General features: G+C 58.4%; 37 protein-coding genes and 2 tRNA genes. 23 read left to right on the forward strand and 16 right to left on the reverse strand.

The genetic code is table 11. From position 1 onward, the window contains the following. Positions 1 to 59: 59 nt before the first annotated feature. The 14 genes from NA8A_RS18190 to NA8A_RS25160 form a co-directional block, all read right to left on the reverse strand. Positions 60 to 287, reverse strand: coding sequence for a hypothetical protein (locus NA8A_RS18190; protein ID WP_009451834.1), 228 nt, complete (start codon positions 285 to 287; stop codon positions 60 to 62). 205 nt (positions 288 to 492) lie between these two features. Next, positions 493 to 569 (reverse strand) — tRNA-Met (locus tag NA8A_RS18195). A 95-nt stretch (positions 570 to 664) separates the two neighbouring features. Beyond that, the gene (locus NA8A_RS18200) at positions 665 to 1348 is read right to left on the reverse strand and encodes a hypothetical protein (RefSeq protein WP_009451835.1); all 684 of its coding nucleotides are present in this window, start codon (positions 1346 to 1348) and stop codon (positions 665 to 667) included. Continuing rightward, complete coding sequence (locus NA8A_RS18205) at positions 1345 to 1791, reverse strand: hypothetical protein (RefSeq protein WP_009451836.1); 447 nt, start codon at positions 1789 to 1791, stop codon at positions 1345 to 1347. Before NA8A_RS18205 ends, NA8A_RS18200 begins: the two co-directional genes overlap by 4 nt. Beyond that, positions 1788 to 2060: a hypothetical protein gene (locus tag NA8A_RS18210; protein WP_009451837.1), complete on the reverse strand. Its 273-nt coding sequence runs from the start codon at positions 2058 to 2060 to the stop codon at positions 1788 to 1790. The genes NA8A_RS18205 and NA8A_RS18210 overlap by 4 nt, the downstream gene beginning before the upstream one ends. Beyond that, positions 2057 to 3493, reverse strand: a complete 1437-nt coding sequence (locus NA8A_RS18215; RefSeq protein WP_009451838.1) for a replicative DNA helicase — start codon at positions 3491 to 3493, stop codon at positions 2057 to 2059. Before NA8A_RS18215 ends, NA8A_RS18210 begins: the two co-directional genes overlap by 4 nt. Further along, complete coding sequence (locus tag NA8A_RS18220) at positions 3490 to 4044, reverse strand: RuvC family protein (protein ID WP_009451839.1); 555 nt, start codon at positions 4042 to 4044, stop codon at positions 3490 to 3492. Before NA8A_RS18220 ends, NA8A_RS18215 begins: the two co-directional genes overlap by 4 nt. 92 nt (positions 4045 to 4136) lie before the next feature. Further along, positions 4137 to 4871 carry a hypothetical protein gene (locus tag NA8A_RS18225; RefSeq protein ID WP_009451840.1) on the reverse strand — a complete coding sequence of 245 codons (735 nt, stop codon included), beginning with the start codon at positions 4869 to 4871 and terminating at the stop codon, positions 4137 to 4139. Between the two features lie 54 nt (positions 4872 to 4925). Continuing rightward, a complete protein-coding gene (locus NA8A_RS18230) occupies positions 4926 to 5159 on the reverse strand; it encodes a hypothetical protein (RefSeq protein WP_009451841.1) in 234 nt (77 codons plus the stop codon). A gap of 3 nt (positions 5160 to 5162) precedes the next feature. After that, complete coding sequence (locus tag NA8A_RS18235; RefSeq protein ID WP_009451842.1) at positions 5163 to 5675, reverse strand: hypothetical protein; 513 nt, start codon at positions 5673 to 5675, stop codon at positions 5163 to 5165. Next, positions 5672 to 6040: a hypothetical protein gene (locus NA8A_RS18240; RefSeq protein WP_143087938.1), complete on the reverse strand. Its 369-nt coding sequence runs from the start codon at positions 6038 to 6040 to the stop codon at positions 5672 to 5674. Before NA8A_RS18240 ends, NA8A_RS18235 begins: the two co-directional genes overlap by 4 nt. Before the next feature lie 569 nt (positions 6041 to 6609). Next, positions 6610 to 7158: a GcrA family cell cycle regulator gene (locus NA8A_RS18255; RefSeq protein WP_051018029.1), complete on the reverse strand. Its 549-nt coding sequence runs from the start codon at positions 7156 to 7158 to the stop codon at positions 6610 to 6612. Further along, positions 7155 to 7802 carry a helix-turn-helix domain-containing protein gene (locus tag NA8A_RS25155; protein ID WP_074896606.1) on the reverse strand — a complete coding sequence of 216 codons (648 nt, stop codon included), beginning with the start codon at positions 7800 to 7802 and terminating at the stop codon, positions 7155 to 7157. Before NA8A_RS25155 ends, NA8A_RS18255 begins: the two co-directional genes overlap by 4 nt. Beyond that, positions 7799 to 7939: a hypothetical protein gene (locus NA8A_RS25160; protein WP_157174152.1), complete on the reverse strand. Its 141-nt coding sequence runs from the start codon at positions 7937 to 7939 to the stop codon at positions 7799 to 7801. Before NA8A_RS25160 ends, NA8A_RS25155 begins: the two co-directional genes overlap by 4 nt. Before the next feature lie 87 nt (positions 7940 to 8026). Here NA8A_RS25160 and NA8A_RS18265 point away from each other — a divergent pair, with 87 nt between their 5' ends. Then, complete coding sequence (locus tag NA8A_RS18265; RefSeq protein ID WP_009451848.1) at positions 8027 to 8263, forward strand: hypothetical protein; 237 nt, start codon at positions 8027 to 8029, stop codon at positions 8261 to 8263. On the opposite strand, the gene NA8A_RS18270 is transcribed toward NA8A_RS18265, so the two are convergent. Beyond that, positions 8260 to 8520 (reverse strand): hypothetical protein, encoded by a 261-nt coding sequence (locus tag NA8A_RS18270; protein WP_009451849.1) that lies wholly within the window; start codon positions 8518 to 8520, stop codon positions 8260 to 8262. The genes NA8A_RS18265 and NA8A_RS18270 overlap by 4 nt on opposite strands. A gap of 243 nt (positions 8521 to 8763) precedes the next feature. Here NA8A_RS18270 and NA8A_RS25290 point away from each other — a divergent pair, with 243 nt between their 5' ends. From NA8A_RS25290 to NA8A_RS24440, 20 genes are all read left to right on the forward strand, one after another. Beyond that, positions 8764 to 9432, forward strand: a complete 669-nt coding sequence (locus tag NA8A_RS25290) for a LexA family transcriptional regulator (protein WP_177203378.1) — start codon at positions 8764 to 8766, stop codon at positions 9430 to 9432. A gap of 12 nt (positions 9433 to 9444) precedes the next feature. Continuing rightward, positions 9445 to 10056: a type VI secretion system-associated protein TagO gene (locus NA8A_RS24430; RefSeq protein WP_009451852.1), complete on the forward strand. Its 612-nt coding sequence runs from the start codon at positions 9445 to 9447 to the stop codon at positions 10054 to 10056. A gap of 13 nt (positions 10057 to 10069) precedes the next feature. Next, positions 10070 to 10351: a hypothetical protein gene (locus NA8A_RS18285; RefSeq protein ID WP_009451853.1), complete on the forward strand. Its 282-nt coding sequence runs from the start codon at positions 10070 to 10072 to the stop codon at positions 10349 to 10351. Positions 10352 to 10745: 394 nt separating this feature from the next. Further along, the gene (locus tag NA8A_RS18290) at positions 10746 to 11249 is read left to right on the forward strand and encodes a hypothetical protein (protein ID WP_009451854.1); all 504 of its coding nucleotides are present in this window, start codon (positions 10746 to 10748) and stop codon (positions 11247 to 11249) included. Between the two features lie 597 nt (positions 11250 to 11846). Next, positions 11847 to 12221: a hypothetical protein gene (locus NA8A_RS18295; RefSeq protein WP_009451855.1), complete on the forward strand. Its 375-nt coding sequence runs from the start codon at positions 11847 to 11849 to the stop codon at positions 12219 to 12221. Between the two features lie 64 nt (positions 12222 to 12285). Continuing rightward, a complete protein-coding gene (locus NA8A_RS18300) occupies positions 12286 to 12708 on the forward strand; it encodes a hypothetical protein (RefSeq protein WP_009451856.1) in 423 nt (140 codons plus the stop codon). Next, on the forward strand, positions 12705 to 12887 hold the full coding sequence (locus NA8A_RS18305) for a hypothetical protein (RefSeq protein WP_009451857.1): 183 nt from the start codon (positions 12705 to 12707) through the stop codon (positions 12885 to 12887). The genes NA8A_RS18300 and NA8A_RS18305 overlap by 4 nt, the downstream gene beginning before the upstream one ends. Then, entirely contained in the window at positions 12884 to 13120 is a 237-nt protein-coding gene (locus tag NA8A_RS18310) for a hypothetical protein (protein WP_009451858.1), read from the forward strand. The genes NA8A_RS18305 and NA8A_RS18310 overlap by 4 nt, the downstream gene beginning before the upstream one ends. Further along, a complete protein-coding gene (locus tag NA8A_RS18315) occupies positions 13117 to 13983 on the forward strand; it encodes a hypothetical protein (protein WP_009451859.1) in 867 nt (288 codons plus the stop codon). Before NA8A_RS18310 ends, NA8A_RS18315 begins: the two co-directional genes overlap by 4 nt. Before the next feature lie 104 nt (positions 13984 to 14087). Then, entirely contained in the window at positions 14088 to 15098 is a 1011-nt protein-coding gene (locus NA8A_RS18320) for a hypothetical protein (protein ID WP_009451860.1), read from the forward strand. 200 nt (positions 15099 to 15298) lie between these two features. Beyond that, complete coding sequence (locus NA8A_RS18325) at positions 15299 to 16027, forward strand: recombinase RecT (RefSeq protein WP_240532822.1); 729 nt, start codon at positions 15299 to 15301, stop codon at positions 16025 to 16027. Then, positions 16014 to 16844, forward strand: coding sequence for a hypothetical protein (locus NA8A_RS24435; protein ID WP_009451862.1), 831 nt, complete (start codon positions 16014 to 16016; stop codon positions 16842 to 16844). The genes NA8A_RS18325 and NA8A_RS24435 overlap by 14 nt, the downstream gene beginning before the upstream one ends. Continuing rightward, a complete protein-coding gene (locus tag NA8A_RS18335; RefSeq protein WP_009451863.1) occupies positions 16841 to 17053 on the forward strand; it encodes a hypothetical protein in 213 nt (70 codons plus the stop codon). Before NA8A_RS24435 ends, NA8A_RS18335 begins: the two co-directional genes overlap by 4 nt. Then, a complete protein-coding gene (locus tag NA8A_RS18340; protein WP_009451864.1) occupies positions 17053 to 17220 on the forward strand; it encodes a ribbon-helix-helix domain-containing protein in 168 nt (55 codons plus the stop codon). Before NA8A_RS18335 ends, NA8A_RS18340 begins: the two co-directional genes overlap by 1 nt. Next, on the forward strand, positions 17220 to 17609 hold the full coding sequence (locus tag NA8A_RS18345) for a DUF968 domain-containing protein (RefSeq protein WP_009451865.1): 390 nt from the start codon (positions 17220 to 17222) through the stop codon (positions 17607 to 17609). Before NA8A_RS18340 ends, NA8A_RS18345 begins: the two co-directional genes overlap by 1 nt. Next, positions 17606 to 18064: a hypothetical protein gene (locus tag NA8A_RS18350; protein ID WP_009451866.1), complete on the forward strand. Its 459-nt coding sequence runs from the start codon at positions 17606 to 17608 to the stop codon at positions 18062 to 18064. The genes NA8A_RS18345 and NA8A_RS18350 overlap by 4 nt, the downstream gene beginning before the upstream one ends. Next, entirely contained in the window at positions 18048 to 18584 is a 537-nt protein-coding gene (locus NA8A_RS18355; RefSeq protein WP_009451867.1) for a hypothetical protein, read from the forward strand. Before NA8A_RS18350 ends, NA8A_RS18355 begins: the two co-directional genes overlap by 17 nt. Then, the gene (locus NA8A_RS18360) at positions 18581 to 19414 is read left to right on the forward strand and encodes a phosphoadenosine phosphosulfate reductase domain-containing protein (protein ID WP_009451868.1); all 834 of its coding nucleotides are present in this window, start codon (positions 18581 to 18583) and stop codon (positions 19412 to 19414) included. The genes NA8A_RS18355 and NA8A_RS18360 overlap by 4 nt, the downstream gene beginning before the upstream one ends. Next, positions 19411 to 19668, forward strand: a complete 258-nt coding sequence (locus NA8A_RS18365; RefSeq protein WP_009451869.1) for a hypothetical protein — start codon at positions 19411 to 19413, stop codon at positions 19666 to 19668. Before NA8A_RS18360 ends, NA8A_RS18365 begins: the two co-directional genes overlap by 4 nt. 192 nt (positions 19669 to 19860) lie before the next feature. Then, on the forward strand, positions 19861 to 20973 hold the full coding sequence (locus NA8A_RS24440; protein ID WP_009451870.1) for a tyrosine-type recombinase/integrase: 1113 nt from the start codon (positions 19861 to 19863) through the stop codon (positions 20971 to 20973). A gap of 59 nt (positions 20974 to 21032) precedes the next feature. On the opposite strand, the gene NA8A_RS18375 is transcribed toward NA8A_RS24440, so the two are convergent. After that, positions 21033 to 21107, reverse strand: a tRNA-Thr gene (locus NA8A_RS18375). Between the two features lie 254 nt (positions 21108 to 21361). On the opposite strand from NA8A_RS18375, the gene NA8A_RS18380 reads away from it, so the two are divergent. Together NA8A_RS18380 and murA are read left to right on the forward strand one after the other, a co-directional pair. Next, positions 21362 to 21553: a hypothetical protein gene (locus NA8A_RS18380; protein ID WP_040673079.1), complete on the forward strand. Its 192-nt coding sequence runs from the start codon at positions 21362 to 21364 to the stop codon at positions 21551 to 21553. 215 nt (positions 21554 to 21768) lie between these two features. Beyond that, entirely contained in the window at positions 21769 to 23058 is a 1290-nt protein-coding gene (gene murA, locus NA8A_RS18385; RefSeq protein ID WP_009451872.1) for a UDP-N-acetylglucosamine 1-carboxyvinyltransferase, read from the forward strand. Positions 23059 to 23076 lie beyond the last annotated feature (18 nt).

The raw sequence follows: 23076 nt of genomic DNA on the forward strand, positions 1-23076 counted from the left end.
CCACATACGAGAAGCCCCAGCGCTTGGCTGGGGCGTTCTGTGCATTTTTTGCAAAAAAGTCAGGACGGTCGCGGGGCCGGCGTGAAGTCGAGATAGTACTCGTCGCCAACCGTGAATTCCCTCGCAGCCTCTGCATTGATGGTGCCGAGCTTCAACTCGCCCCATGGCGTGTATTTGAAGAACTGATCGTTCTCGGGGCTGCCCGATGTCACCGGCTCGAATTTGAGCGAGAAGCCTTCGCTACCCTCTTCACGACGAACCAGCTTGAATTTCGCGCGTACACTCATGTGTCTTCTCCTTGTTGGCGAATGGCTGGCGAGGGCCGGGTTGCCATCCCGCTAGATCACCCGCAGGGTGCCCTACTGATCTAGACCGCTCTGTTTCAGGACGGAACGGCCGGGATACCCCAACTTTCTCGACTTGAACCGCCGTCCTGATCTTGGTTGACAAATCGCGCTCACATTCGGATTTGGTTGCGCAGGTGCCTTTGTCTGGTTGCAGCGGCCGGATTTGCACCGGCGATCTCCTGGTTATGAGCCAAGCGGGATAGACTGCTTCCCCACGCTGCTGAAATTGATGCTGGGCTACCCTCCCAGCTTGGCCACCGGCCATGACCCTAAGCCATGGTCTCCACGTCGGGGCGCGGTGGCTTCCCCTTTTATCTCTACGCCGCTTCCTGCTTCTTCTTCGCTTCGCGCTGGCGGCGGCGTTCCCACCGCTTTTGCGCCCAAGAGAAGTCGGCTGGCTTGTCTGAAAGATAGCTTGTGAACGCCTCGTCTGAGGCCCAGGCAGTGATGCCTTTGTGCTCTGTGACAGCGCCCGCGATGTTAGCGTCAATATGGCCGTTTTCGGGGGTATCGAGCAACACCCCGATTTCACCGTCATCGCAATGCTGCACACCCTCGCGAGCAACATGTGCAGAAATTCGAGCCAAAGCGCGGTTTTTCCGCCTTCTGCCCGTCTCTGGATGAATGCCCTCGACCTTGAAGCACCACTTGTTGAAGGATCGGCCACCGGCCTTTGCCATGGACCATGCCAAGAGCGCGCGGCGCTGCCCCTCATCATCCACCATCAGGAGCCATTCGCGCAAGCATTCCAGTTCGGAAAGTTCCTGTGATGAAGCCTGTAGGCCAAGCCGCTCCCAGAACAGGCGGCGTTCCTCAGCCAAAGGGTCTTCTCCTGGCTGGAGCTTGTCGCCCTTCTCCTTACGCCATCCGAGCTTGTCGACCCAATCATGGACATATGGGAGCGACATGGATCGCATCGGCGCCGGGCCTATCTGCTCTGGCGTGCTTCTCTCGATCTCCGCGGCGCGGATAAAGCGCTCTGCAATATCTCCGATGTTCATTGCATCCTCCGACGATCATCCAGCATATCGAGTTGATCCGAGTTCGGCCCGAAGCGGCGGAACAGGCGCTCATAGACCATCCCGCCAAGGGCAAAGCGCGTCGGCACGAAGCCGCGCAGTTCCTGAGCCACAAACTGGAGCTCTCCACCGGGGATGATGTCCCATGTGTCCAGCCAAGCGCCGGCCTCGCGCTCTATCAGGCTACGGCATTTCAATACCATGTCCGAGACCATCCATAGGCCTTCCTTGTCGAGGAGAAGCTTGTTGTTCCCTGCCTGGGTGATGGTGGTCATCACAAGGCGAGCATGTTCCATTCCATATCGATCGATGATGCGCCGAAGGGTGTCCGGTGCCCGCGTCTGGCCAATCTCCGGATACTTGTTGCCGGGGATGATCTCGACATCAAACTCCCGGCACAATGCTATGACGCGCGGATCGATCATCGAGCCTCCACGGGGATGGGCTTCTTGCCCGGTCGAAACACAGTCTCCGCTTTCCACCGATATTCGGCCTTCTGGCGGGTGCTGGTGTATTTGCCGTTCATATAGGCGATCAGGCTCGCTTGCGCTGCCTCACGGGCTTCTCTGGCTGTCTGGAAGGGCCTTACCTCGCCGTTCTCCATCACTGGCTTGTATTCGCCATGCTCACCGGCTCGGAATTCACCGATCCGGATATAGCCGTTATGCCGGGCGCGGGCGTCGAAGATGTTCAAAGCATTGCCTCCTGCAGCTCAGCATCGGCTTGTCTGTCTGATTTGTATCTGGTGAAGCGCGCCTCAAAGATCAGGCGGCTTGTGATGTGCGGATTTCCGAAACGGCTCTTGATGACTCCGATCTCCGCAATATCCTCGTTATTGTCCCGAACGGCAGACGGGAAAACCTTCTCGATTGCTTTCCAATCGGATCCGGTTGAGGCCGTCGCCTTTCGCTCCTGATAGAATTTCAGGAAGCGATACAGGTAGAAGATGGCGTCGAAGGGAGCCAAAGCCCCCTCGCCTCCAAACAGGTCGGCAATGATAGGTCGAGGGTTGGGCCGCCGCATGCCAGACGTGTTCCGCTGATTGAGAACCAGCCACGCCGCACGCGTCTGCTCGGCGCCTCCCTTGAGAATATTTCCGATCTGGAGCGCTTTGGTTCCTTCGTCTGCGCGACGGTCTTCCGCCTTAATCGCCCGGATATGGTCGACCACGATCAACGGCACCTTTCCATTCCCGTTTGTGCGGATGAAGGAGCGGGCCAGCGCGACAAGCTGCGGGGCGCTCTGGTCAGTGCATTTGATGACCTTGAAGGGCTGTCTATCAATCCATGTTGCGAAATCGACGGCCTTCCCCATTTCCTTCTCGGATACGTCCCCAAAGAGCTGCCGGCGCGCTTCAATCGCATATTCCTGGGCAACCATCTGCCTGATGCATTGGTCTGCCGCTTGATCGAACGACAGAAACAGGACTGGGTGCCCCTTCTTGAGAGCATGCGCGATCATCTGGAGCGTTAGTGAGCTTTTACCCTCACCGCTCGACGCCAGAAGGCCATAGAGATTTCCGGCCTCGAATACAGGGGATGAAATAACCTCTGAAATCTCACCCAAGCAGATCGGGACGCCGGATACCCCGCCGCGCTGCCGGGCCTTCGTGATGCTGTCCAGATAGGCTTGCCCATGTCGATTTGCCTCGCCAGTGGCGATGCGCTCTCCGCGAAGCTTGGCGATTTGATCCTCAATCGGGGAAATGACGGAAAACGGGTCAACATCCGGCTCCCTGCCTGCCAGTGCGGCGCGGATGTCGTCACAAGCCGCCATGAGATGGCGCGATACCCATAAGTCCCGAATGCCGATGGCATAGTCCCTCGCCATAACGGGGGAGACAGCATTGACCGCAAGGCGGGCCAGATACTGCCCGAGGTTCAGATCGTCGGCGATCTTCGCATCCTCCGGCATATAGCTCTTGAGCGTCGTTGGGTTCACCTTACGGCCAATGGTGATCATCTTCCCCATGGCTTCAAAGAGGATCTGGTGAACCTGCTCGTAGAAATGCTCGGGCTGCAGAGATCGAGAAACCAGATCGTAGCAATCGTTGTTCATCAGGATGCAGCCGAGAAGTTCGGCTTCGAGATCGATGTTGTGAGGGAGTGGCTTCTGGATATCGGTCATGCGACCTCCTTCGCCCTTTGGATCATGCGAAGCTCCTGACAGTGCCCAGCCGCCCACATCGCGATGATGCAGGCGTCCCGGCTATCCATGTTGGGCGAGACAATCCGGTGCATGTCGCAGAAGGCCTTGGCCCGCTGCTTGGGCTTGCCCTTGATGGTCTTCGGGATGATCGTCTGCCAGGTACGGGCGGCGACTTCGACACATGGAATATTGTTGCCCATGACGGCCATTTCGGCCGCGCCGGCATATCGGTTCAGAACAGCAATGGTCTTGGAGTTGATCGTCGTCTCCTGCTCTTGCTCCCCAAGCATGTCTGTCTTGGCTCGCGTGAACCGAGGCGCGATCTCCATTGGCGCTTCAATGGCAGCGAAGTCTGGCCGGTGCTCCTTGATCAGCCGGGGCAGATGCGAGCGCATGTAGCGCACCCGCTCGAAAGGTGTTGCACCCTGCAGCTTGAATGAGCCGGAAACAATGGCCGACGGCGTCTTGTCGGTGTCGTAGATCGCCCAGCCCGTCGTCGTGGCGATATCCAGTCCGAGAATTAGCGCCATCCCTCACTCCCCTCCCCACATAGCCGCGCCAAGGATGAGAATGCTCGCAATGGCGAGGGTCCAATTCACGATCATGAAACGGGTGCGCTCGGTCATGCTGCGGCCTCGTGTGCAAAAAGCTGGGTCTGGATCGGTTCAGACACTGGAATTGTCACGCTATCGGGATCGCCCGGCCATTGATCGGCCATCGCCTCTGCCATGCTCGGAAAGAAGCGGCTGCGCTCATGTCCGCGGTTTGCGCTACGGGACATCCGCCATACGCGGTTCCAGCGCTTCCATTCATCGCTGCCGCGCTCCGGCTCCGGCAGGCGGTTGGTTTCAACGAGACGTGGGAGACCTCGGAGATACCAGCCGGTGGCCTTGTATTCGGGATGGCCGAACCAGAACGGCTGAACGATGTGCGGCTTGGGCAAGTCGGCCGGCATGTGCCGCTTGGCAATGTCGTGCATTTCGGGGTTTTCGATTGCCACGCGGTCGATAGGCGCGCGCCAACAGGTGACGAACAGGTCGACGCCCTCGGCAAACTCCGCCTTCATGCTGTCCCAGGTCCGCCCAGTCGGAAGCTTCTTCGGGGGCGTCATGTATCCGGGACCGGAGAGCCATCGGCGGCCGGATCGGCACAGGCGTGTGCAAGGCGGGTGACAGACGATGAGCAAATCCCAGCCGTCATGCAGATGGTCGCGCACGTCTCCGACGATATGCTTGTTGCTGCGGTCTTCGCTCGGAAGGAGATCACAAGACCAGGCATCGTGTCCGCGAGAGGCGAACGCGCGGCGCACGACACCTGAGAACTCGCATGCCACCAGAACTTTGAGAGATTTGCTCATACCATCTCGCCCTAGATCAGGGTGCGCCGATAGCCCCGGCGCCGGGCACGCGGTTCAAAACGGGATTTCGTCGTCACACGGGTATGGAAGGCCCTCGCGGAGCCGGATGGTCTCGACATCGACACGGCGGGAGACTGAGACGGCCTCAAGCACGTAGAAGGCCACTCCGGGAACAGTGCGGGCCAAGCGCTCGGCTTCGCCCTGTGCGCTGGCGAAGGTCTTGTGGCGCACCGTGGGCTGGCGTTGGCCAAGCCCGTAGACCATCCAGAAGGTTTCCGGAGCCGCCATGGTCTACGCCTCCGCCGCTTCCGGCTCTTCGTCGGGAAACTCGGGATCGCCCTCATTCAGGACGTGCGACAGGTCCTTGTTGGCGAATGCGTGCCCGTCATTCAGACCGCGCTGCCACTCCTGCCCTGCCTTGCTGTCGGCGCCATATGGGTTCGTCGCATCCTTGCGGAGCTTGCCGGCGGCCAAACCTTCCTCGTAAGCGCGCTCTTCAATGGGGGTGCGGTCTTCATCGAACATGTCGAACTGGCGGGCGACTCCGTGGCCGAACATGCGAGCGATGCGCAGGCGGCGCTTCATCGTGGAAATGATCTCGCCCGCGTCCTTGTCTTCGAGTTCCTTGGCCCATTTCACGTCAGACTTGGTGAAGCCCAGGTTCTTGATCCGGTCGTAGATGCCCGCCATCTCGCCTTTGAGACCGGCCATGTCGGAATCGTGTTCCTTGATCTGGCGGAAGGCGTTGAGGAACTGCTGTTCCTCGAACTGCTCGCGTTCACTGTTATGGCCAATTTCAGTCATGCTTTCTCCCTTTCCGCGCTTTGCGTCGGCGCGTCATAGCCGCCCAAAGCTGCTTGATTGCGCGCCATAGCCGCATTGGTTTCCTCGATTGATTGGGCTTCCCGCTCGATGCGGTCGGCTGTGTTTTCGATCATCGTGCAGAGGTGGCCGTAGGCGTTGCGAAGCCCGCGATAGACATCGGCGTTCATCGACTTCATTTCGCGCCAGCGCTTCCACACCCGTTCGGCCTGGGCCGGTGTAATCCCGGCCTTTCTCGCCGCCCTGTCACGCGCCGCAGTCTGGGTGTCTCCCCAGCCGCGATACTCTTTTCTCGTTGCGGCGTTCAGCATTTCGAACGCCTCATGAGCAGCCATACTCGTACTCATTGGCTCGTCCTCAATGGGTGCGAATCCGCACCGTTTGTGGTCACACATGCACTGTCTCCATCGCTACATTCATCCTCGTAGCGACGGGGTTCATCGGGCCGGAAAGGCTCGACCTCGAAAGGAAGGAAAGGAACAGAGAATGCACGCTCAGAACCGCCAAGCTCATGCCGTGCAACTCGATCTGTTCGAAGGGGCTGAGGCCCCCATGGTGAATAAGCGGAGGTCAAGACGAGGCCCTCCGAAAACGTTCTTCGGGAGACGCGGACGCAAGGGCCGCGCGATCCTGACACCGGCAGGCAGGCTTACGCTCGATGATGCGATAGCCAGAAGCGGCCCGCCCGAGCAGATAGCCTGCGCACAGTGAGAGAAAGGCAGAGAGGATCGTCATGCGGACTTCCTCACTTTCACGCCCATGTCGTCACAGACGCGCAAAACCTCATCGGTAGCTACGGGCCTCCCCTGCCGGATGAACCAGAGGGCTATCGCGTAAGCAGTGCGTCCAGACTTCGCCATGTTTCGAATGGCGTCTGTGTCTTTGACCGAAAACTTGAGATTGAGGTGCTTGGTGGTCATGCATCCACCCCGCGCGGGCGATACGCGATCTGAGCGTGATGTTGGCAATAGGAGCCGCGATGAGTGCGAATGCCGCAGAAGCCGAAGTCTTCTTCCTTCGGATCACCCAAAGGCCAGCGGCAGGTGAATGCGGTCAGCTGATCGAGGCGGAGCCGCAGAGGCTCGACGCTCTCTGGCGTTTCGATTTCGATATGCCCCACGTCCTGCTTGAGACGATAGAGATTGACCTTACCGCCACGGACCGCCTTCTTGCGGTTTTCGGCAATGCTGACCCGTTTCTTGTTTGCACCAAGCCGGTCGCCAGTATTGCCAATCTGGCCTTTGTGGGCCTGCTGAGCGCCTACCCATCCAGTTTGATTGGCGAAGCCATTGCAGTGGCCCGCACGCTGGAGGCGGTGAACCTTGCCGATGATGGAATTCCGGGTTCTTCCGCGAAGCTGTTTCGCGATCTGGCCCGCAGACAGGCCTTCATCGACCAAGGCGACAAGCTCCTTGATCTGTTCTTCGCTCCATGCCGAAGTGGTGGCGAGGGGTTGCATGGTCATTTGACCCACCCCCATCTACTACCGTTCAGAACTCTCCAGATGTTGACTCTGGACACGCCAAATTTCTCGGCCAGATCGCGAGCAGTATGTGTCGCTCGCAGAGATCGGATTGCACGAACATCACTGACCGTGAGCTTAGAATTTTTTACAGCCTCTCCACGGACAACAGTTCCATGAATCTTCTTGTCGGCTTCGTTCTCTTCGGGAGTAGCCCACCTAAGATGCTTTGGGTTGACGCATCCACCGCTACCGTTCCCGCAGGAATGGGCGGCCTGATGTCGATCCGTTGGAGGAGGACCGAACACGTTGTTGCAGACAATATTGCCAGCCAGTGTGCTCCTCCGCTTGTAGGCAAAGACAGCATAGCCCTTCTGTTCACGCTGAAACGGCCATATCAGGCAATCGTCTCCTTCGTAGTTGAGAACGACGCGATAAAAGTAATCGGCGGCTTCCCCCCAGTGAGCGCGCCTCTGAACAGAAGACGCCGGCCGGTCTTGGGTGACAGTGGATTTTCCAGATTTACTTGCGAGAGAGGCAGAGCCGCCGACCGGCTGACCCTGGATTTGACGCTCTTCCTGATAGATCGCGCTGGAAGCAGAAGCCCCGCCACGCTCCAGGGAATTGGTGTTGGGTTCGGAGGTCACGCCGCGATACTCCATAACCAGTCAATGACGCCGCGAACGGCGAGGATGATCAGAAACCACCCGAGTGCACCGGAAAGCGCTATGGCTGCGGCTATCGCTGCCGCGACAAGCATTTGGCGGGTGGTGTGGGGAGTCATGCGGCCGCTCCCATGGATGGACGCTCCTTCCCGCCGTGCGCATGATGGGAGTGCATGATTCCAACATGGGACGAGAAGGAGCGAACTATGAAATTGGAACTCGAAACGATGGGTTTCGACCGGGAAGACACCGGCAACTGGTTTGCGGAGTTCACAGTGAGAGGCGAGCAGAACCAAGAGGTGCTCCGCTTCTCGGAAGCGGTCTTTGCCGGGAAGAACGGAAACGAGACACAGCGATACCAGGACTTCCCGGCCAAAGAGGCCATGGAGAAGCTTTTCGCAAAAGCCAAAGACCGATTAAGAAAAGCTGCAGAGTCCATCTAAGCCTCCACATTGTACCGGAGGCCGGATGCGAGACGGATCATGCGGGCAATGTGCTCGCCTTCCGTCTCGCCCGGTGCCTTCCGAACGTCCGGAAGATCACCAAGGGCGGTGTACAGCGCACGTTTGAGCGTCGTGAGATCACCCCGGCCAAGAAGATGCGGGAGGCTTTCGAGGGAAAAGGTCAGGCGCTCGGAGTTTACATCCAGCCCCATGACGAGGCATCCATTCGAGCTTTCGATAAGATGTGCGATGCTCATGCCGCGGCCTCTGGGCTTTGTGGGGCGGGGGTGGAGGGAAGGAAGTCATCAGCAGAAAGGTCAACGCCCTTCTTCCTTGCGGCATCCAGAAGCGCAGGAACGTGCTTGAACGGGATTACGCCTCCCGTTCCGCCCTTTTCCTTGGCGCGAGACCAATTCGACACACGGGTGCGGTGAACGCCTGCGATTTCCGCAACTACGCTCGGTCCACCCAGGTTCTTGATGATTGACTGTGCAGGTTCCATGTCCGCGATTGTAGCGATTTTAGAAACATCTGCAACAAAATTCGTAGCGAATACAGAAAATGCGCTTTCTTCTGGTTCACGCTATGGATTTTGGATGTTGTCCAGATGGCTACAAGAAGCGCTCGAAGCGTCCGGTGTCTCGCAATCCGAACTGTCGCGTCGGTTGACGGAGGCGCTTGGCCGCTCGATTGATCGCGCGGCAGTGAACAAGATGGCAAAGGGCACGCGGGCGATTGCTGGCGATGAACTCATTGCCATCCAGACAATTACCGGCATGGAAGCGCCGAGTGAAATTCAAGTCCCTCTCAAGGGACGTGTAGGTGCGGGTCAGCAGGTCGAAGCAATCGACAACGGCGACATTGATACAGTACCGGCTCCCCGAGATTCAAAGCCTGGGACTGTCGCCGTCGAGGTATCCGGGACATCCATGTTCCCCGCCTTGGAAGACGGGTATTTGTTATACTATTCCAAGCAGCTTCCGCCGGCGGAAATGGTGAACAGACGCGCGGTCGTGCAACTCGCAGATGGTCGTATCTTCGTGAAGATCGTTCGGCCAGGTTCTTCGCCTGATGTGTGGACGCTGCAAAGCGTGAACGCATTGTTCGAGGACATGAACGATCAGATTGTCGAGTGGGCCGCTCCTATCGATTGGATCCGGCCTCGATAATGGGGGAATTCTATGCGTGGGATTTTCGTTGGCATGGTCGCTATGGCTGCGACTTGCGCGCCGGGGTTTGCGGCCGGAGAAGGCTGCATCCAAATTTCAAACGATCTGGATCGATTGGCTTGCTACGATAAAGCGCTTGGACGGACACCAGAACAAAAGGTTGAGCCGGCTGCAAAAGGCAATTGGTCGGTCACGTCCGAAACGTCCAAACTCACCGATCAGACAAATGTTTTCCTCCGCGTGGAGTCCAACGAAGCGGTCAATTGCGGATGGAACAGAGGCGGGAAAGTAACGCTCTACGTGCGCTGCGTTGAAAATAAGACCGGACTGATATTCGCCACCGGCTGCCATATGACGTCCAGCCAGTACAACGACTATGGTGACGTTACCTATCGCCTGGATGATGAGAAGGCGAAGACCGTTGGAATGCAAGAATCGACCAACAATCGATCGCTGGGTCTTTGGAGTGGCGGGCGCTCTATCCCGGTCATCAAGCAGATGTTCGGCAGGTCGCAGATGGTTGTGAGGATGACGCCATATGGCGAAAACCCTTTCACCGCAACCTTTGACATCACCGCGTTGGAAGAATCCATCAAGCCTTTGCGGAAAGCCTGCAACTGGTAAGGGATGACACCCCATGACCGACAAGCTCTCTGCCCAACTGATGGAATCTGCCGATAGGCTGGAAGAGCTTTCGCGCTCCGAAATCCAGGTTTTGCTCCGCCGGGCTGCGCTTCGCCTCGACGGTCGCATGGTGCCGGTCGGCTATGTCACGCTGATACCGGAAGCTTCCGAAATGGTCGATGAGTTTGCGAAAGAGCACGACCTGAACATGGATGAGGCGGTCAACTCCATCCTGATCGATTGGGGAATCTCGGCTGGAATGATCGAGGTCGATGATCTGGATGATGAGGATTAGGGTTGAGCCATCCTCAGTCGATTACAGATTGGCTTGCGTTATGCCGCCAACACGAGCGAGCAGCGATGGCAATCGTCGAAGACAAAAAGGCTTGCGCGCAAGCAGTTCAACATGCTGGGTTTGCTGTTGAATGCGCGCTGAAGGCCTATATTTGGCACCAGGAACGGTTCAATCAATGGCCCTCAAGAGAAGCCCGCCCAGATTTGTATACCCATAGCCTTGTGACATTGCGGACCGTAGCCGGAATTAAAGTGGACCCCACGGAACCCTCTGCACCACATTGGCATATCATGCTACAATGGAACCGAAATCAGGGTTATGACCCTAGACCGATGCCCCGGAAAGTCGCTCGTTCATATGTGGATGCCGCTTTTGGGGCGGATGGAGTTGCAACATGGCTGCGCCAGAAATTGACGAAAAGTTCTTAGCCGCCGGTCGCGAATATGGCGATGCGTTGATCGCGCTTGGTCTCGACCCGCATGCCCTTTTTTGGGCATTCGACAAGACCGAGAAGCGACATGTGCTGGTCCTAGTTACAGACTTCTTCGACTACACCGGCCCTCTTGAAATCTCAAAACAGTTGCTCAGGGCCTACAACGCATCGATCACTCCCAAGGAGATTGATCCTTTCGTAGTGAGGCTGCACAGCATCCATCAGTCAATTAGTGAGCGCTATGTTGGCGCTGCACTGTCTGATGGGACATTTCATGTTTGGGACAAGAACATGAACCCCAAACATGTCCCGCCAGGGGCTCGCGTTGAATATTTCGACATTGGAGATCTAACGCTCAAGCCAGAATGGACGATCAAAGCCAGGAGCCTTCAGACTCGAAATTCAGTAGAGATCGGAAGGAAGTGGAAACGCTTCGTCAGGAACGTTGACAAGATTGCCGCATAATCAGGGCAGCCCCGCTCCGGCGGGGTTTTCTTTTGCCCCTCCCTTCTCAATCTCCCCTTTCCTACAGAGAAAAACCTTCAACGTATGAGCTATCTCTACGTCTGAGATTATCTTGGTTCTGAATGATGGAGAGCCAGGAGCCCGAACATAGGAGGACTAAGCCCCGTGCTCTGAGAGCATCCGAGGTTAGCCCCTATGCTGGACGATTCTGAACGACCGAGCCGCCTATCGCCCTTCCGAGTTGGTCATAACCAGCGCCAACCCTCGACCTCACTTTTTCGTTGCCTCTGGCAAGGCCACGGCGGACTCCCCTTCGGTCTTTCGGAGTGGGGATTGCACTTTGTCCGCGCCCTGTGGTATGCATAAGCCACTGCTTATGTGACCCGAGAGCGCCACAGTCTTCAACCTTCCGCTCTCGTTATCGCCCCGGCCAGCAAATCGCTGCCGGGGCTTTTCTTTTCGCGCATGTTTTTCGGCTTGTCAAATTTTGTTTCTTAAATCGCTACAATCCGATTGACAGGTCGTAGCGATAAGCGCTACAGTCATTTCCATCACCACCTTGGATCACCCGATCCCTGAAACGGAGATGGAGAGCAGATGGCCTACACCACAAAGTCAGCATTGCACCTAGCCCTTTGGGAAGGCGGCGGCGAAGTCGAGGTTGAGGCCGTCATCACTTTCACGGTGACGAAGTTTTCCCCCGCTACGCACGAGCAGCCAGAAGAGCCGCCGATGGCGGAGGTGTCGGACTTCCGCATTCGAAAGCCCAAGACAGGCGAATGGTTGGCCTGCCCTGCGTGGATATCTGACGCATTCGAGAGCGACGACAGTTTCATGGATTGGCTCGTCTCGGAAGCTCAGGAGCAGAACGCATATGCAGAAGAATGCGCTGCCGAAGCCTCACGCGAAGAGCGCCATCTGCTCGAAAACGAGGAAATGGCCCGTCACTTTGAAAAGCACCCGCACGGATAAGCGCTCCGGTCAGGGGCGTCAGCGCCCCATTCCCGAACGCTTTTCACAACGAAGGATGAAGGCAATGAACGCCTACAGCCGAACAGCAGTCGAGCTTGCAGCGGCCATCGGATTTGACCCGGAGAACATCGTGGTTGTTCGTCGCCGTCTGGCGGACGCGATTGATCTCTATGACAACGAGGATGGCTTGAGCCGTGACATTGCGGTCGAGGCGATCATCGGCAAGCGCCCCGCGTTCTGGACCACCGCCAAGTATCACAGCGCCATTGCCTGCGAACTGGTGAACGACGCCAATCGCACGTCTCTCGAAGAAGCCATGGAGAATATTCCGGCGCATCGGCGTGCTGATATGGCCCGGTATCTCGATACGCTGGTTCCTCTGAACCGCCTCGCGGCCAATGAGCTTTCAGAAGCCTATGAGACCGTCGCAGGAACCTTTCGCGATTGCTCGGAGCTTGAGAGCCGTCGCATTCGGAGGGCCGCATGACCTCCCTCCCCCTGAGCATCAAGCGCGCCACCCTCTTACACGAGGAATCCAAGGCGCTCCGGCGGTCGATGGTCTTGATCGACGCGCATCAATTCAAACTCGCGAACGAGTTCAAGGAAGCTGCCGACAGTTTCCGAAATGCTCGGCTCGCGCTTGAGAACGAGAGGGCAGCATCATGAACCCCCGCGATTTCCACAACGCCTTGCGCATCGTTCACTGCCTTGGCCTAACGGATCTGCAATCCGCCGGCGTGGTCGATGAAAACTGGGGCACTCCCGAAGCGAGCAATCGCGATCAGATTGCAGCGTTCTTCGATGACCGCTTCACCGAAATTCTCCGCATGCCAGACGCGAACTTCGACCGGCTTTGCAAGCTGATCGAGAGCCGCCAGCCGAGCAGGAGGGCAGCATGAGCAAGACACAATATGAGGTCGGTCGCGCCTACTGGCTGCGGGATGGCCGCGAGGTCGAGTACCTGGGCCGAATAGATGATGGAAAGCATGTCGTTGCTCCAACCATCGAACTGGAAACGTATGAAGGATATGAGGTCGGTCGTGGACATGCCGAATTCACTTCGGAGCTATTCACCAAGCCACCGGTTGAAAAGCGTAGTGAGCAGATCGCGTCTCTTCAAGCGGAAGTCCGCGGTCTGGAAAACCGCAAAAACAAGCTCTACTCGGAATGCCTCCATTCGGAACGCGATACTCGCGCCCGTCTGGACCGGTTGAAGAAGTTCGAAGGGCTGGAACGGATCGAGGAATTCGTTGAAGGACGGATCACCCATGTAGTGATCGAGTCCTATGGCGACACGGTCTATGATGTTCTGCCGCTTGGTGATCTACAGCAGTACGACTGTGGCTACAGCCGGAAGCCTGAAGGCGTAAGGCTCATCAGCCTGTTCGGGCTGGCCAACGGCGACCTTCAATGGAAAGTCAATCAGTGGAGAGATGAAAGCGGCACTTGGAGGGTCATTCTCCCGTGCATCTCCGAAGATGACGCCCGCGAGAAACGACGCGACCTCATCCAGAAAGGTCTTGCCGAACATTGGGCGGAATACATGCCGCCGAGAGGGTGGCAATTTCTTCGCTTCGCTGCTGCGGCGATTACGGAAGGCATCGAGCTTTCCGCCGATCAGAATAAAGCATACTGCGCCGCAATGGAGAAGGCCCGCGAACAGCAGCGTGAAAACCTGATCAAGGAAATCGCAGACCGGCAGATGCGCCTTGACGCCCTTTCCAATTCAGAAACGGAAACGCGCAAGGCGACCAATGCTTAGCGCCCTCCTCCCCTTTCTTTCGCACCCCACGGCCCGCGCCATTGTCATGATCGTGCTTTGCGCGGCGGTCACCGGGTTCTTTGAGACACCGCACTGAGGATTGAATGATGAACACATTCGCGAACGCGGGCGAAGTCGCCCAGGTGGCAATTGTCGAGCGCTGGGGCTGGTGGCAAGGCGCCCTCGCCGATCCGTCCAAGATTGGAACGGAAGAACTGCCGATCCATCCCGGCGAGTATCAGCTCGGATACTACCGCACCCGCCGTAAGAATGGCCCTTGGGAACCGGTCGGGATTTATCCGGACGAGAATGGCGTTGTTGTTGGGTTCCGCAACGGTCGGCAGGTCGAGGACCTGGTCGATCTGTTCCTTTGGTCCTGCCGCAACCCCATCAGCTACGAGGCCTATGTCAAAGCGGACGCAGGCGAAGGCTTCGATGATGAGCCGCCGGCACCGGCTATCGGTGACAACAGCGGCGCTTCTGATCCATTTGAAGCCCTGAAGCTCGAGCTCGCTGGCGAAGTCGAGCAGTTGACCGACTTCATGCGCAAGCCAGTGGAGACACAGGCCGACGCAGACCGGTGCGGCATCTGGGCAAAGCGATGCTCAGACCTTGCCAAACGCATCAACTCGCTGCGCGAAACCGTCAAGGCCCCGCACCTCGCCAAATGCCGTGAGATCGACGGCGAGTTCAAGCCGGTTGAGGCAGAGGCAAAGGAATGGGCCACCAAGGCGAAGCGCCATGTCGAGCCATTCCTGATCGCTGAGAAGCGCAAGCGCGACGAAGAAGCCCGAAAGGCCCGCGAAGAGGCCGAGAGGAAGCGCCAAGAGGCAATTAAGGCCCAGAACGAGGAAGCGAAAGCAATCGCGCTCAAAGCCGCACAGGACGCCGAGAAGGCTGCGGAAGCACCCAAGGCCAGTGCAGGTCGAACAGGTGCGCGTGTGTCCATCCGCGTCGAGAAGCGTGGCGAGATCGTTGATCAGGACGCGTTCTATCAAGCGGTTCGGGACCGCTCGGAAATCACCGACTTGCTGCAGTCGCTGGCGAACCGCGCCGCCAAGTCTGGCTTTGACTTGCCAGGCATGAAGATCGTTGAAATCGAGAAGGCTGTTTGACCATGAACGCAATCGTTCAGCACGACCCCGAGCGCCTGCCCTCACTGCAATCAGGAGGCGCTGTCAAAGCCATCGTCCCGCAGGACTTTGATGGTGCTTGGCGGATTGCGCTCGCCGTCTGCAAGGCCGGCATGGCTCCGAAGGGGCTCGAGACACCAGAAAAGGCCATGGTCGCAATCATGCATGGCATGGAAGTCGGCATGACGCCGATGGCCTCTCTGCAGTCAATCGCCGTGGTCAACGGCCGCCCGACGATATGGGGTGACGGTGCAATCGGTCTCGTTCGCGGTTCTGGCAAACTCGAATGGATCAAAGAGAAGCTAACCGGCGACGGCGAGAACATGGCCGCGTCCTGCGAAGTCAAACGAAAGGGCGAGGCCGATCCGACCAAGGCCACATTCTCGGTCGCCGATGCCAAGAAGGCCAACCTCTGGGGCAAGCAAGGGCCGTGGCAGCAATACCCGAAGCGGATGCTCGCAATGCGCGCCCGTGCCTTTGCGCTGCGCGACGCCTTTGCTGACGTGCTGCGCGGCCTTGGCATCGCCGAGGAAGTGCAGGACACGCCACAGGAGCGCCCGCAGGCTCCGAAGCCTCCAGCGCCTCCGGCCCCGCCGACGCAGAAGATCGAGAATCAGGAAACTATCGACGCCGGGACCGGCGAAGTGATCGATGACAGCCAGATCGTGCGCGAAACCGGCGAGGATATCGGCGCGGTGATGGCAGACGGCGAATTCGATGCAGCCGCCTTCTTCGAAGAAATGGAGACATCTTTCGCCGCCGAAAACAGTGTCGAAGGCGTCGAGGAACGCTGGACAGAATTCGACCCCATGGCGCAGTTCGAGGGTGACGAATCCAATCAAGGCATCGCCCTAGCCATCAAAAAGCGGAGACTGCGGGAAATCGAAAGGGCGTCCAATGAGCAAGAGTGACACCCCTCCCTTCCGCATGATTGTCGAGAAAGGACCGCGGCTCGCCCCGGCCACGTCTGGCGATGCGGAGCGGCTCGACACCTGGCGGGCCGGCTCTCAGGTAAATGTCACCTTCGTGCGAGACGGAAGCCGCCCCATGGAACGCAAATGGTGGGCGATCCTCGGTCTCGTCGTCGACCGCTGCAATGTGCCGTGGTCAGCCAAAGAGCAGGCTAGCGAAGCTGTGAAGCTATCGCTTGGCATCGTCCACTACGGAAAGACGGTCAACGGCAACTTCATGCAGTGGCCAAAGTCACTGACAGAGCTTTCGGACCCGGAGCTCGATGAAGCCGTGCGCGACATGATGTACCTCCTTCATCGAATGACCGGCGTCGATCCAGAGACCCTCAAGAAAGAGGCCAAGGTCGAGGACGAACACAGTTCACCGGCAGAAAGCCCCGCCGACGAAGGCAGCGACACTGCCGCCTCATCTCCGTCCAGTGTCGCTGCCAACCCTTCCTCCGCACAAGCGGAAACCAGCGAGGCCGGCTCCGACAACATGGGAGAGACGAAGAAGGAGCCGGCCTCAGCCGATGCAGGTGAATGGCTCAAGACTTTCGCGAAAGCGATCATCGGAGCCATCGGCCCGGATGAGACTGTCGTGGTCAATCAGTCCAAGGGTCTCTTTGTCGAAGGCTTGACCGATGCCGTCCGCGCCAAGGCGAGGTCTGTGACCAATTACGCTCGTGCATGCTGCCGAGGGGAAATTGAACTGGCAGACTGTCGGGAAACGATTGCCGGCGTTGTCGGGTGCGATGAGAAGGAGCTGGCATCATGACAGCCCTCATCCCGTGGATCACCTGGTTCTCAAAACGCCGCCATGCCCGAGTTGCAGCCCGCAAGGAGCAGGAGCGGGCCGCGTTGATGCGCTCCATTGAGCACCGCAAGGCAAAGCATATGCCTTTCCGTCCGAAACAAGGCGAGTTGATGCGTGTGACGTGTGAAGCGCTCGCCGCAGAATGCGGCCGGGAATGGAGGGTGCGGTGATGGCAAGGCCGACACTCGGAAACAGCCCGACCGAACGGTTGCAAGTGAAGATCACGGCAGACGAAATCAACGCGATTGATGATTGGCGCTATGAAAATCGCGTCCCGTCCCGCTCCGAAGCTGTGCGCCGTCTCATTGAGATTGCACTGAAATCGGAGGGCACCTAATGGCCTTCGAGATCGTCAAAGCCCCGACCGCCTTTGCACTCGACCCGTCGAGCAAGGCCACGGCCCGCATCAAAGACGAGCGTCACCTGGCTTGGATCCGCACCTTGCCAAGCGTGATCTCTGGCGAGATCGGCCGGTGCGAGGCCTGCCATATCCGCTATGGCGATCCGATGTATCGGAAGAAACGAACGGGAAAAGGTCAGAAACCCGACGACTGCTGGACCGTCCCCATGACACCGGAAGAGCATCGCGAACAGCACAGCATGAACGAGAAGGCGTTCTGGGACGCGCAAGGGATCGACCCTTTGAGGATCGCCCATGCGCTCTATGCCGTCACTGGCGAGACCGATGCAGCAATCAAGATCATTGTGAACGCGAGGATGAGATGACCAGAGAGCAGAAGCTTGAGGAAGCGCTGCGGCGATTGACCGCTATGCGCAAAGGGATAGAGGCCGATGTTTCGTCCGCGCACAGCAATCGGGGTAACGGCGCATCCGAGTGGATGCGCGAAGATGACAGAGATTTCAGACGAGAACTCTGCGAAGCGTTTGATGCCGCCCACGCCGCCCTCACCGCAGGAGAGGAAGCGGAGGTGTTGCGTGAGATGAAATCCGACGCTGATCTAATCGCGCGCCTCAAGGCAATCGCTGTCGATGTTTTTCCAAGTGCCAACAAATACGCCGTCTCAGCTGGCGTGGAGAACATCATCAGAATTTTGGAGCATATCGACCCGGATGAATATGCGGCGCTCCACCGCGCCATGTACCCGTTTAGCTACACAGACAACGTAGATGGACAGCCCACAGAAGCGCAGGAGTGGCAGGACTATGACCCGGATTGCTGAATTAGCTGACCGTCTCCAGCGCCTCGCGAAGCGCCGTGAGGACGAGGGGATTTATACGGACGCCGCCCTATGCGATGAGGTCGCAACCTATCTTCGCGCCGCAGGAGAGGAAGCGGGCGGCGTGAAGGTGAGGGCGCTGGAATGGAAGCGCTATCGAGATGGTGATGCAGATGCGGTCACGCCATTCGGTGACGTTTATACAGCCTACGCCGGTGGCTATTGGCGGATAACGGAGCGAGGCAAGGCTGGCAAGTTCATTCGCGCGGGGTTCGATACTGCATCCGCCAAAGCCGCCGCACAGGCCGACTATGAACGCCGCGTTCTCTCCGCACTAGAACCCGCCCCTTCCCCCATCGTAGACGATGCGATGGTGGAGCGGGCGGCGCGAAATGCACTGATGTATCTGAAGACAGGGTTCATTGAATGCGACCATTGCGGCCACGAAATCAAAACCAATACTCTTGACGCTGTCTATGAACTTAACGCCGCTCTATCAGGAGCGCGGGAGGAAGGGGAATGACAACTGTCTATCAAGCATCCCTTCCGCTGCGCCGAGAAACGACAAATCAGCCTATTCGATTTGTGATTTTCGTCAGCTACGGCAACGATAGCGTCGCATTGATACAATGGGCTCACGAAAGCAATCTTGAAGGCGTAGCTGTCGTTTTTACAGATACTGGATGGGCCGCTGATGGCTGGATGGATCGCGTTGATCAATGCGAAACTTGGGTTAAGTCTCTCGGGTTCACCCCTTACCGAACTTCATCCATCGGCTTCCGCCAGCTTGCCCGCGAGAAGAAAGGTTTCCCGACACAACGGTATCAGTGGTGTTCTTTCATCCTGAAAATTGAACCGGGCCAACGGTGGTTGGATAAGTATGACCCTGACGCTAGGGCTGTGTGTCTGATAGGGGTTCGCCGAGAAGAGAGTGAGGACCGATCCGACTTCCCAGAATGGTTGCCCCGTAGCGATAACCACGGCGGTCGAGTCATGATCGCGCCGTTCGCCACATGGTCAACCGAGCAGAGAGACGCACTGATCCGACGCGCAGGGTTTGATGTTCTGCCGCATCGCTCTCGCGAGTGCAAATGCATCAACTCCAAGCGATCCGATATGCGGCGTTTCACTGATGCCGATTGGCAAGAAATCTCTGACGCCGAGGCGGAAATTGGAAAGACGATGTTCCGTCCACATCGACACATGGGCGCGAAGGGTGCCGCCGAGGTGAGGAAGTGGGCAAACAGCGAGCGTGGGAAATATCAACCACCAGACCCTTCCGACGCTATTCCTCCTGATGATCTTCCCGATGAAGATTTGTCAGGATGCAAACCTGGATGGTGTGAGCAATGAGCGACTTTGCTACGCTAAACAGCCCCACCGCCATCGTCTGCCATAGGCAGGTTCATGGAGAAATGGGCGGTGCAACGGTCTGGTGCGTCGTTCTCGCAGATGGCTTCATCATTGATTGCGGTTCCGATGGATATGCCCAAGGGCGGGCCGCGCTGCTTGCTGAGGCTGTCAACCAGTTTGGGCCTGAGAAGTTCAAGCAGGATGGATTGCGGGAGGCTCACCTGAGCGCCCTGAAGGATAAGTGCGATGGGTAGGCCTGAACCGAACATCGTGGATATCGGGGACGATGAGCCCATGACGCTCATTGAGGCATGCCGCATCGTCTTTCGGGATGCCATCAAGCCTGCCACACTGAGGGCCGAGGCTGCGCGAGGCAACCTTGTCATGGAAAGGATCGGGCGGCGTGACTTTGTCACTCGATCCGCATTGATGGAGATGAGGGAGAAATGCCGCGTCCAGCAAAAGGCGCCAGATTGTGGTTCGACAAAAAAGCCGCCCTCTGGTTCATCCGAGACGGATCGATCAAGCGTGGCACTGGCTGCGGCTTTGAGGAGCGCTCGAGCGCTGAGGGAAAGCTCAGGGCATACATCGAAGAAAAATACGAACCGCCAACAGACAGTCGTTCATCTGCTCTCCTCGTCGCAGACGTCCTGACCTACTATTCCAGAGAGGTCGCAGGCGGACAGCGTTCCAAGACCTCGAGCTATTCTATCGAGCGCCTGCTTGGCTGGTGGGGGGCCAAGCCTCTCTCGGAGGTGAAGCGCTCTACCTGCCAAGCTTATGTCGAGCATAGGGCCTCTCAGCCGATCCGGCAGGCCACCAAGTCGAAGAAGCCCAAGCTCGTATCCCGTGAGACCGCCAGACGCGAGCTTACCGTGCTCCGGGCAGCCATTAATGCCTATCACGCAGAAACGCCTCTGGACGCCCTTCCTGTCGTCACCATGCCCAAGCAGTCACCAGCACGAACACGCTGGCTGACACGTGATGAAGTCGCGCGCCTTCTACGGGCTGCAAGGAAGTTGGAGGAGAAAGATTCTGCCCGCGCATTGCAGCGGTTCATCATGATCAGCATCTACACCGCGACTAGATCCGGCGCAGTTCGTCGCCTTGGGTGGGTGGAGAACACACTTGGAGGATATGTCGATACCGGTGCCGGCGTCATGCATCGGCGCGGGGCAGATGAGGAAGAAACCAGAAAGCGCCGCCCCCCGATTCGTATCCCCAACCGCCTGTCAGGCTTCATGAGGCGGTGGAAAGACGAAGACATGCGGGAGACGAAGGAGCGCAAAGCCATACCCTTTGTGATCCATTTTCGCGGCAAGCCGGTGAAGGCGCAAAGGAAATCATGGGAAGAAGCCCGGGCAAACGCCGGTCTGGGGAAGGAAGTGACGCCGCACATCCTCAAGCATACAGCCGTGACCTGGATGATGCAGAGCGGTGCCGACCCATGGGACGTTGCCGAATACGCTGGAACGAGCCTGAAAATGATCGAGGATGTCTACGGGCACCATCACCCGGACTTCCAAGGGGACATCGCATCGAGGATCGGAAGACGATGATTTCTGTCATCATTTCTGTCACGCCGACATGACAGATACCGCCTAAGTCATTGATTTTATGGTGCTGCGAGAGAGGATTGAACTCTCGACCTCTCCCTTACCAAGGGAGTGCTCTACCACTGAGCTACCGCAGCGCCGGGATGGCCAAGTCGCGCTCCATTCACAGGATGAAAGCCGCCTGCCATGCAAAGGCCACAGAACACCTTCAGAAAAAGGCCGTGACGCGGCGGTCTTCTGCCACAATGCAGTGCATTGCGCAAGCGCACATCGGCAGGAATTTCAGCCCTCCGCCCAACGCTGTGAAAATCGCCTCGTCAACATGCGCCACGACGATTGCAGCCCGGCGATTGCGCACTACGATGGAGAGTTCGATGACTTGGGGGTTTATGTGACGAATTCCGCGGACAACAAAGGTCCTGCCGGCTCGAAGAAGGGCGACGACGAGCGCGCGCGCCGGCTCGCATCCGAATTGCGCGCCAATCTGGCAAGACGCAAGGCGCAGTCGCGCTCACGCCGTAACGGCCAGGCCGACAGTCGCCCGGAGGGTTTGGAGACAAACGGCAATCAGGACGAGAAATGAAACCCGGGCGTCAGCAAGCATTTCTTGCGCGCGGCGCGGCCTTGTTCTAGGACCGTCCCGAAGACACGAGCCTTGATCGGTAGAGCAAAGAATTCGCGGGCATTGCAGAGTGCCATTTGCGAAATGTTTACCATCCCGCAAGGCTATGGGTGCAGTGTGGCCTGCAGATGCTGCAGGCACGACGAGGCCGGGGGAGCCCCGGAAAGTGAGAACATATGGATCGCATTCGCATAACCGGCGGTAACGCGCTCAACGGCACGCTGCCCATTTCCGGCGCCAAGAATGCCGCGCTGCCGCTGATGATCGCCTCGCTCCTTACGGACGATACGCTGACGCTTGAAAACCTCCCGCACCTGGCCGATGTGGAAAGCCTGATCCGCATCCTGGGCAATCACGGGGTCGATTACTCGGTCAACGGCCGACGTGAAAGCCAGGAGAAGGGGTATTCGCGCACCATTCACTTCACCGCACGCAGCATCGTAGACACGACAGCGCCTTATGAACTCGTCTCGAAAATGCGCGCGAGCTTCTGGGTCATCGGTCCGCTGCTTGCCCGCATGGGCGAGGCAAGGGTTTCGCTGCCTGGCGGTTGTGCCATCGGCACGCGCCCCGTCGATCTCTTTATCGACGGCCTGCGTGCGTTGGGCGCGGAGATCGACATCGAGCAGGGCTACGTGAACGCCACGGCCAGAAACGGCCTGATCGGCAATCGCTATGTTTTTCCGAAGGTCTCGGTTGGTGCCACCCATGTGCTGATGATGGCCGCGGCCCTCGCCAAGGGCCAGACCGTGTTGGAAAACGCAGCCCGCGAGCCAGAGATCGTCAATCTCGCCGACTGCCTCAATGCGATGGGCGCGAGAATTCACGGCGCGGGAACGGCCACGATCACCATTGACGGCGTGACCAGCCTCTCGGGCGCGCGGCACCGCGTGATCGCCGACCGCATCGAAACGGGCACATATGCCATGGCCGTCGCCATGACCGGAGGCGACGTGCTGCTCGAGGGCGCTGAGGCAGACCTTCTGGAAAACGCGCTGGAAACGCTGGAACAGACCGGGACCGAGATCACGCGCCTCAATACCGGCATCCGGGTGCGGCGCAATGGCGGGGGCATTGCGCCGGTGGATGTGACCACCGAGCCCTTCCCCGGCTTCCCCACGGATCTGCAGGCCCAGTTCATGGGTCTGATGACCATGGCCAAGGGGCGCTCCCACATTACCGAAACGATTTTCGAAAACCGCTTCATGCATGTGCAGGAGCTTGCCCGTCTCGGCGCGAAGATCTCGCTTGCCGGGCAGACGGCCGTGGTGGAAGGTGTTCCGGTTCTGCGCGGCGCTCCTGTCATGGCCACGGACCTGCGGGCCTCTGTCTCGCTCGTGATCGCCGGCCTTGCGGCGGAGGGTGTGACCGAAGTCAACCGCGTCTACCATCTGGATCGCGGCTTCGAGCGGCTTGAGGAAAAGCTGTCGGGCTGCGGCGCGACCATCGAACGCATTTCGGGCTGAACCGGGACGGGTGCGGCA

Origin of the sequence: Nitratireductor indicus C115 (assembly GCF_000300515.1) — a bacterium.
GTDB classification, from domain to species: domain Bacteria; phylum Pseudomonadota; class Alphaproteobacteria; order Rhizobiales; family Rhizobiaceae; genus Nitratireductor; species Nitratireductor indicus.

What these genes read in the sequence shown, in the direction of transcription:
- NA8A_RS18340 (WP_009451864.1), top strand. Translation starts at nt 17,053, where the DNA reads ATGGCAAGGCCGACACTCGGAAACAGCCCGACCGAACGGTTGCAAGTG.
- NA8A_RS18220 (WP_009451839.1), bottom strand. Translation starts at nt 4,044, where the DNA reads ATGGCGCTAATTCTCGGACTGGATATCGCCACGACGACGGGCTGGGCG.
- NA8A_RS18325 (WP_240532822.1), top strand. Translation starts at nt 15,299, where the DNA reads ATGACGCCGATGGCCTCTCTGCAGTCAATCGCCGTGGTCAACGGCCGC.
- NA8A_RS18190 (WP_009451834.1), bottom strand. Translation starts at nt 287, where the DNA reads ATGAGTGTACGCGCGAAATTCAAGCTGGTTCGTCGTGAAGAGGGTAGC.
- NA8A_RS18285 (WP_009451853.1), top strand. Translation starts at nt 10,070, where the DNA reads ATGACCGACAAGCTCTCTGCCCAACTGATGGAATCTGCCGATAGGCTG.
- NA8A_RS18305 (WP_009451857.1), top strand. Translation starts at nt 12,705, where the DNA reads ATGACCTCCCTCCCCCTGAGCATCAAGCGCGCCACCCTCTTACACGAG.
- NA8A_RS18290 (WP_009451854.1), top strand. Translation starts at nt 10,746, where the DNA reads ATGGCTGCGCCAGAAATTGACGAAAAGTTCTTAGCCGCCGGTCGCGAA.
- NA8A_RS18235 (WP_009451842.1), bottom strand. Translation starts at nt 5,675, where the DNA reads ATGACTGAAATTGGCCATAACAGTGAACGCGAGCAGTTCGAGGAACAG.
- NA8A_RS18205 (WP_009451836.1), bottom strand. Translation starts at nt 1,791, where the DNA reads ATGATCGATCCGCGCGTCATAGCATTGTGCCGGGAGTTTGATGTCGAG.
- NA8A_RS18215 (WP_009451838.1), bottom strand. Translation starts at nt 3,493, where the DNA reads ATGACCGATATCCAGAAGCCACTCCCTCACAACATCGATCTCGAAGCC.
- NA8A_RS18270 (WP_009451849.1), bottom strand. Translation starts at nt 8,520, where the DNA reads ATGAGCATCGCACATCTTATCGAAAGCTCGAATGGATGCCTCGTCATG.
- NA8A_RS18200 (WP_009451835.1), bottom strand. Translation starts at nt 1,348, where the DNA reads ATGAACATCGGAGATATTGCAGAGCGCTTTATCCGCGCCGCGGAGATC.
- NA8A_RS18240 (WP_143087938.1), bottom strand. Translation starts at nt 6,040, where the DNA reads ATGAGTACGAGTATGGCTGCTCATGAGGCGTTCGAAATGCTGAACGCC.
- NA8A_RS18310 (WP_009451858.1), top strand. Translation starts at nt 12,884, where the DNA reads ATGAACCCCCGCGATTTCCACAACGCCTTGCGCATCGTTCACTGCCTT.
- NA8A_RS18335 (WP_009451863.1), top strand. Translation starts at nt 16,841, where the DNA reads ATGACAGCCCTCATCCCGTGGATCACCTGGTTCTCAAAACGCCGCCAT.
- NA8A_RS18350 (WP_009451866.1), top strand. Translation starts at nt 17,606, where the DNA reads ATGACCAGAGAGCAGAAGCTTGAGGAAGCGCTGCGGCGATTGACCGCT.
- NA8A_RS18295 (WP_009451855.1), top strand. Translation starts at nt 11,847, where the DNA reads ATGGCCTACACCACAAAGTCAGCATTGCACCTAGCCCTTTGGGAAGGC.
- NA8A_RS24440 (WP_009451870.1), top strand. Translation starts at nt 19,861, where the DNA reads ATGCCGCGTCCAGCAAAAGGCGCCAGATTGTGGTTCGACAAAAAAGCC.
- NA8A_RS18365 (WP_009451869.1), top strand. Translation starts at nt 19,411, where the DNA reads ATGAGCGACTTTGCTACGCTAAACAGCCCCACCGCCATCGTCTGCCAT.
- NA8A_RS24435 (WP_009451862.1), top strand. Translation starts at nt 16,014, where the DNA reads ATGAGCAAGAGTGACACCCCTCCCTTCCGCATGATTGTCGAGAAAGGA.
- NA8A_RS25290 (WP_177203378.1), top strand. Translation starts at nt 8,764, where the DNA reads ATGTCCGCGATTGTAGCGATTTTAGAAACATCTGCAACAAAATTCGTA.
- NA8A_RS18315 (WP_009451859.1), top strand. Translation starts at nt 13,117, where the DNA reads ATGAGCAAGACACAATATGAGGTCGGTCGCGCCTACTGGCTGCGGGAT.
- NA8A_RS18265 (WP_009451848.1), top strand. Translation starts at nt 8,027, where the DNA reads ATGAAATTGGAACTCGAAACGATGGGTTTCGACCGGGAAGACACCGGC.
- NA8A_RS18345 (WP_009451865.1), top strand. Translation starts at nt 17,220, where the DNA reads ATGGCCTTCGAGATCGTCAAAGCCCCGACCGCCTTTGCACTCGACCCG.
- NA8A_RS18320 (WP_009451860.1), top strand. Translation starts at nt 14,088, where the DNA reads ATGATGAACACATTCGCGAACGCGGGCGAAGTCGCCCAGGTGGCAATT.
- NA8A_RS18255 (WP_051018029.1), bottom strand. Translation starts at nt 7,158, where the DNA reads ATGACCATGCAACCCCTCGCCACCACTTCGGCATGGAGCGAAGAACAG.
- murA (WP_009451872.1), top strand. Translation starts at nt 21,769, where the DNA reads ATGGATCGCATTCGCATAACCGGCGGTAACGCGCTCAACGGCACGCTG.
- NA8A_RS18300 (WP_009451856.1), top strand. Translation starts at nt 12,286, where the DNA reads ATGAACGCCTACAGCCGAACAGCAGTCGAGCTTGCAGCGGCCATCGGA.
- NA8A_RS18355 (WP_009451867.1), top strand. Translation starts at nt 18,048, where the DNA reads ATGACCCGGATTGCTGAATTAGCTGACCGTCTCCAGCGCCTCGCGAAG.
- NA8A_RS25160 (WP_157174152.1), bottom strand. Translation starts at nt 7,939, where the DNA reads ATGACTCCCCACACCACCCGCCAAATGCTTGTCGCGGCAGCGATAGCC.
- NA8A_RS18360 (WP_009451868.1), top strand. Translation starts at nt 18,581, where the DNA reads ATGACAACTGTCTATCAAGCATCCCTTCCGCTGCGCCGAGAAACGACA.
- NA8A_RS18225 (WP_009451840.1), bottom strand. Translation starts at nt 4,871, where the DNA reads ATGAGCAAATCTCTCAAAGTTCTGGTGGCATGCGAGTTCTCAGGTGTC.
- NA8A_RS24430 (WP_009451852.1), top strand. Translation starts at nt 9,445, where the DNA reads ATGCGTGGGATTTTCGTTGGCATGGTCGCTATGGCTGCGACTTGCGCG.
- NA8A_RS18230 (WP_009451841.1), bottom strand. Translation starts at nt 5,159, where the DNA reads ATGGCGGCTCCGGAAACCTTCTGGATGGTCTACGGGCTTGGCCAACGC.